The sequence below is a fragment of the Nitrososphaerota archaeon genome (genome assembly GCA_011605775.1).
Lineage (GTDB): Archaea > Thermoproteota > Nitrososphaeria > Nitrososphaerales > JAAOZN01 > JAAOZN01.
Genome location: JAAOZN010000066.1, coordinates 1 through 4,846 on the forward strand (window position 1 = coordinate 1; position 4,846 = coordinate 4,846).

Here is a 4,846-nt window from a genome sequence, read left to right on the forward strand (position 1 = left end):
GGGGTTGTCCCTCAAATTGAGCTTTGATGTAAATAGTTAGATGATCATACGTGTAGATCTTAAGAGGGGTGGCGTACATTTTTACTTCTGGTTCAAGTAGAACGAGAGATAGGGTCTTAAGGGATTATTGTAGCCCCTCTGCATGTGCTGTGATCTGCGTAATTCCTTCTTTATAGCTTTTTTTGTAGTAGGTGGAATGTAAAAAGAAGATAGAGCATAATATTGAGACTGATTGATGAAGACAGCCGCTTCTACCTTGCCAACCCTAGTATTTGATGAGAAAAGATACGCTTTTACATCCGATGGAGCGAGTATCGGTTCACCGTATTCATTCTGCGCTTCTATAACAATAATAGGCTTGTAAGGCGAATCTACAGGTATAAGAGACGGACGCACGCATAAATCCAGTTTGAATTTAGGTTCTTCAACAACAGAAATAGTTGTTTGTGATGCGTTAAAATCGTCTGCTAGGGCTGTAATGTTTGTGCACCCAACCGTTAAACTGGTAAAGCTAGCGTAGGCGTATTCTTTATCAGTCAGAACCGCTTCACTTACTTCACCTACTCTCATGTTGCTGGATGAAAAGTAGATTTTAAGCGGGTAAGCTGGTCGCACAAGGCTAGTTAAGTTATTATTCATCATAATTGCGGCGATAACTGTGTGCTCTGACCATCTGATAGAAGCACGGGTAGGGAGAAGATCCTAAGAGTGCCGCTCTTGGCAACCTCTGTTTTCATTACATAAATTATTGCTACGCGCATACAACAACATCCTTGAGCAAATGGGCGAAAACCGAATTTCACTCTAAGTCTTTGAAGGAGATCTTCACAGCACCAGCCTTTACCATCTCCTCAATCGCTCGAAGGCTGTCGCCCTCATTCACATCTACACCACGCACAGCATCCTCAAGCAAGTACACCCTATACCCTCTTTTTAGACCATCTAAGACCGTGTTCTTGACACAGTAGTCTGTGGCAAGCCCTCCGACAAAGAGCTCCTTAATATTGAGGCGCTTCAACCGCTCATCAAGATCCGTCCCCTGAAAGCCAGAATACGCTTCTCTAGACCTTTCAAAGCCCTTTGAGACAATGAAATCTCTTTCACCAACTTTGAGTGCAGGGTGGAACTCAGCACCCCAAGTGTTTTGAATGCAGTGTGGCGGCCAAGTGCCTCCTTGGGTCTTAAAGGAGATATGGTCCACAGGGTGCCAATCCCGTGTAAAGAAGATCGTGGCACCAACAGTTCTAAAGAACTCGATATAGCGGTTAAGTACAGGCACAACCTTGTCTCCTTCAGGTACAGGTAGAGCCCCTCCTGAACAGAAGTCGTTCTGCACATCAACCACTATTAGAGCAGCTTGCTTGCCCACCTTAACCATACTCACCATATAATATGCTATTGAAATCTTATAGGTTTAACTGATGCGGAGAGAGGAGAGAAATGCTGCCTGCGGCGTTAATGATGAACTTGCCCCCTTCGGCGTCTACAACAATCTTTACCGATGAGTCTGTTCATGCGTTTTAATTTCGAGAAAAGAAGGCGAGAACGTGTTTTGGTTTCGATCTTAAGATTTAATCATACCTGTGCAATTAAGATGTGTAAAATCATTTTTCTATTGGTTGACCAGTTGCTACCCACTCTACCCAAGAGCCGTCATAGAGCCTAACGTTGGGGTATTTAAGAATCTCGTGGAGCACAAACCATGTATGAGCGCCTCTTACACCCATTGTGCAGTAGGTAATTATGTTCTTGTCAGGTGTCACGCCGTTTTGCGTGAATAGTTCCTTTAATTGTTTTTGATCTTTAAACAATCCTTCTGGGCTCAGCGTGAGGGACCACTCGATATTTATTGCGCCCGGAATATGTCCGTCAAGATATTCAGCTTTAGATCTGCAATCTATAATTACATACTTGGGGTCGTTTAGATGGTTCTTTACATCTGTTAACGTAGCCAAAATTTGGTGGTTAATCGACCTTAATTTGTAATTAGTTGGGGGTTTTACCGTTGTAGAGGTTGTCAGAGGGAAATTCTGTGACAACCAACTTTCGATACCAGCGTTTAGTAAAAGAAGATTAGTTTCACCGTAATAGAAAAAGGTCCAATATGCTCTCGCTGCATATAACCCAGATCGGTAATCGTAGAATACTATTCTCGAATTGTTTGGAATACCGTATCTGCTCATTAAGAATTCGAAGGCTTCCACACCTAACACTAAGCCTGGGACCCTTGCATTTTCATCTATTAGATCAGAGTATCCTATAAATATTGAGTTAGGAATGCATCTTGCTCGTAGCGCGACTCATCGCTTCCCGTAGCTACTATTGTTACTTCTTTGTTGTTAAGGTTGGCTTTAAGGAACATGAGACTCATCAATGAGTTCTAACAATTGGGCACTTGATCAAACATACATAAGTTAGGTTAGGGTCAAGATTTATCTAATATTCTTTAGGATTTTGTCGCTGTTGATAATATAGTGTTAAGTTTGTTTAGGATCTCTGACGCTTCTTCTGAAGTTAGTTTGCTTTTCAAGTATAATGTTGTGATCAGTATGCCGCTTATGTGGTTTGCTACACTGCGCCCTAGGATTTCTAAGAAGACTCCACCGTATCTATCTGGTATTATTGTTGTGGAGGTTAGGGTTTTCTCTTGCTTTAGTGTGAGGTAGAGCCCGCCTAGGCGATCTTCGCCCCCCTCTGAGAGCGATAGTACGCATCCATTCGTGTATCTTAGGAGCCTTAGTCTGAAGGGTCTGGAGGCGACCGTAAACTCTTCTTCTATCAACACACGTCTCCTTTGTTAAGCGGTTCTGTATATAGGTTTAGGTGTCTAAACGATATGCGCTCGTCTCTTAACTTCTCATTCAGCCTTATGAGGCTTAGTTGAATTCTCTGAAATGTGTTAAGAGGTGTCCAGATCTCCAGAGTATCGCCTTCGTCACACCGCATCGCGCAGCCGAAGCCTTCGATCACTTCGCCACCTAAACCTACGAACATGCCTCCAAGCGCTCCCCTCGACAAAACAAGCTTTCTTTCTGATAAAAGGATCGTCGGATCGGTTATATCCGATATCTCCAGCTTGCCTACACCAGGTTCAAGCCCAGGACCTAGGGCATATTCTCTACCTAGCAAGATGATATTGCATTCACTTATCTTGCGGCGAATAACTTTACCGTGCTTAAGGTAGCGGTGGAATTGGCTCATTCTTCTTTCTGCCCTTTCGCTTGGGCTCTTCTCAACACCCTCCACACCTTCAAGCGTAAGAACCTTCTCCGCACCAAACCTGTTAATCAACCGTTCTTTGAGTCTGCTTTGAGGCTCTGTTACTATGTAGAGTATGAGGTCTGGTGAAAGAGATTCACAGAGCCTAACCTTGTATTCAACACCCTCGCCGTCCACATAGCCGTCTGTGTTTATCAGCAAAAGGTCTGGTTTCTGGTTACATATTCGCTCTGCGGCTCTCCTAATAGCAGTTATGACGACCTCTTCAATACCCATAGGCGAAGTAGACCCAACAAACTCTAGCACATCCCCCCTCACATCCCGAAGATCAATCAATTGCCTATCTATTATAGCCCCGCCTACACAGCCTGGTGGCGCTAGATCGCTTTGGCCGATATCTGCGTCAACCACACCTACTTTGATCCCTTTGGCGAGCGCGAGGTTCAGCAGGTATGTTGTGAGAGTTGACTTGCCGGAGTCTGATGCGCCAACCACCATTAGCCTTCTAACCTTGAGAGGTGTGATCAGATCTTTAGCCTTCGCCCACATCTTTGTACCACCCTTAATCTGCTTCTGGACGATGCCGCCGTTTGGTCCAAATGTTGCCGAAATATAGGCTGGTTGGGTTATGGGTTCGATCGGGAGAATCTTATTCCTACGCACAACCAGGGGCTCCTCGTAGGAGAGTGGTATACCTAAGGCTTCGGCTTCACCATCTTGGAGCCTTATGGTTGCTGGACCTTTTACAAGTAATGTGTCTTTGAGAGATACTTTCATCGATCTGCTCTGCAATACCGATCCTTCTAAGAACTCTTAGGTTCGCTGGCTTTGGTGTTCGGCTTCTTTCGGAGCTTCACACTCAGCACCCCGTTTGTGTAGCTTGACTCAACGAGCTCGCAATCTTTAGGTAGTTTGACTTCTTTTGCGAACTCTTGGCCACCATAGATCTTTACCGTTCTGCCTACGACTTCCGCCTTAACCATCTCCTCTGGTCCTGGGACTTCTGCGACTATTGTTATGCTCTCTTTTTCATCTATTATGTCGTAGAACCATTTTTTATGCTTAGCGACACTTGGTGTCATCTCTTTCTTGGCTGCTGTGTAGAGCTCCTTTAGCCAGTAGATGACAAGCGCTATAGCTAATCCTGCAAGTATGAAACCAATCATGCCCCTCTGTAGCCTAATGGTGGCGAGGAGAACTAGGGCGATAGCAACTAGGGCTAGGGTTATAGTAGATAGTTTAAGAGCCTCATCTCTGTACCCTTCTCCCCTTCTTACGCTCATCTGCGGCTAACCTCCCCCGCTTCTTTCAACGATCATCCTCCACATCTCTAGGAAGGCCTCTAGGCTCCTACCGGCCTCCTCATATCTACCCTTGGACCAAGCTTCTAAATAAGATTGTAGGAGCTTATTAGCTTGCTGGATGAGATCTTGTAGAGTCAGCTCAGATGGTGGTGCTGTGGTTGTCGTAACATTTGCTACCCTAGTTAAGAAGCTCCGGTAGGCTTCGTAAACATTGCTTCCTAACCCCACATAGTATTCTCCTGTAAACGCCGCACCTATGGCTGCGACTACACCCAGCTCAGTAACAACCCCGCCCACCCCTGCTGTTTAGACTGGTATCATGT

At 45.1% G+C, this 4,846-nt stretch carries 7 protein-coding genes; all 7 read right to left on the bottom strand.

Going from position 1 to position 4,846, the window contains the following annotated elements; genetic code table 11:
* Positions 1-81 precede the first annotated feature (81 nt).
* The 7 genes from HA494_05955 to HA494_05985 all read right to left on the bottom strand — a co-directional run bounded on the left by HA494_05955 (position 82) and on the right by HA494_05985 (position 4,820).
* On the bottom strand, positions 82-639 hold the full coding sequence (locus HA494_05955; GenBank protein ID NHV97314.1) for a hypothetical protein: 558 nt from the start codon (positions 637-639) through the stop codon (positions 82-84).
* 160 nt (positions 640-799) lie between these two features.
* A complete protein-coding gene (gene pncA, locus HA494_05960) occupies positions 800-1,378 on the bottom strand; it encodes a bifunctional nicotinamidase/pyrazinamidase (GenBank protein NHV97315.1) in 579 nt (192 codons plus the stop codon).
* A 226-nt stretch (positions 1,379-1,604) separates the two neighbouring features.
* Positions 1,605-2,204, bottom strand: a complete 600-nt coding sequence (locus HA494_05965; GenBank protein ID NHV97316.1) for a sulfurtransferase — start codon at positions 2,202-2,204, stop codon at positions 1,605-1,607.
* A gap of 242 nt (positions 2,205-2,446) precedes the next feature.
* Positions 2,447-2,782: a hypothetical protein gene (locus tag HA494_05970; protein NHV97317.1), complete on the bottom strand. Its 336-nt coding sequence runs from the start codon at positions 2,780-2,782 to the stop codon at positions 2,447-2,449.
* The gene (locus HA494_05975; GenBank protein ID NHV97318.1) at positions 2,779-3,996 is read right to left on the bottom strand and encodes a hypothetical protein; all 1,218 of its coding nucleotides are present in this window, start codon (positions 3,994-3,996) and stop codon (positions 2,779-2,781) included. The genes HA494_05970 and HA494_05975 overlap by 4 nt, the downstream gene beginning before the upstream one ends.
* Positions 3,997-4,022: 26 nt before the next feature.
* Positions 4,023-4,502: an Hsp20 family protein gene (locus tag HA494_05980; GenBank protein ID NHV97319.1), complete on the bottom strand. Its 480-nt coding sequence runs from the start codon at positions 4,500-4,502 to the stop codon at positions 4,023-4,025.
* A 6-nt stretch (positions 4,503-4,508) separates the two neighbouring features.
* Positions 4,509-4,820 (bottom strand): hypothetical protein, encoded by a 312-nt coding sequence (locus HA494_05985; GenBank protein ID NHV97320.1) that lies wholly within the window; start codon positions 4,818-4,820, stop codon positions 4,509-4,511.
* Positions 4,821-4,846: the final 26 nt, after the last annotated feature.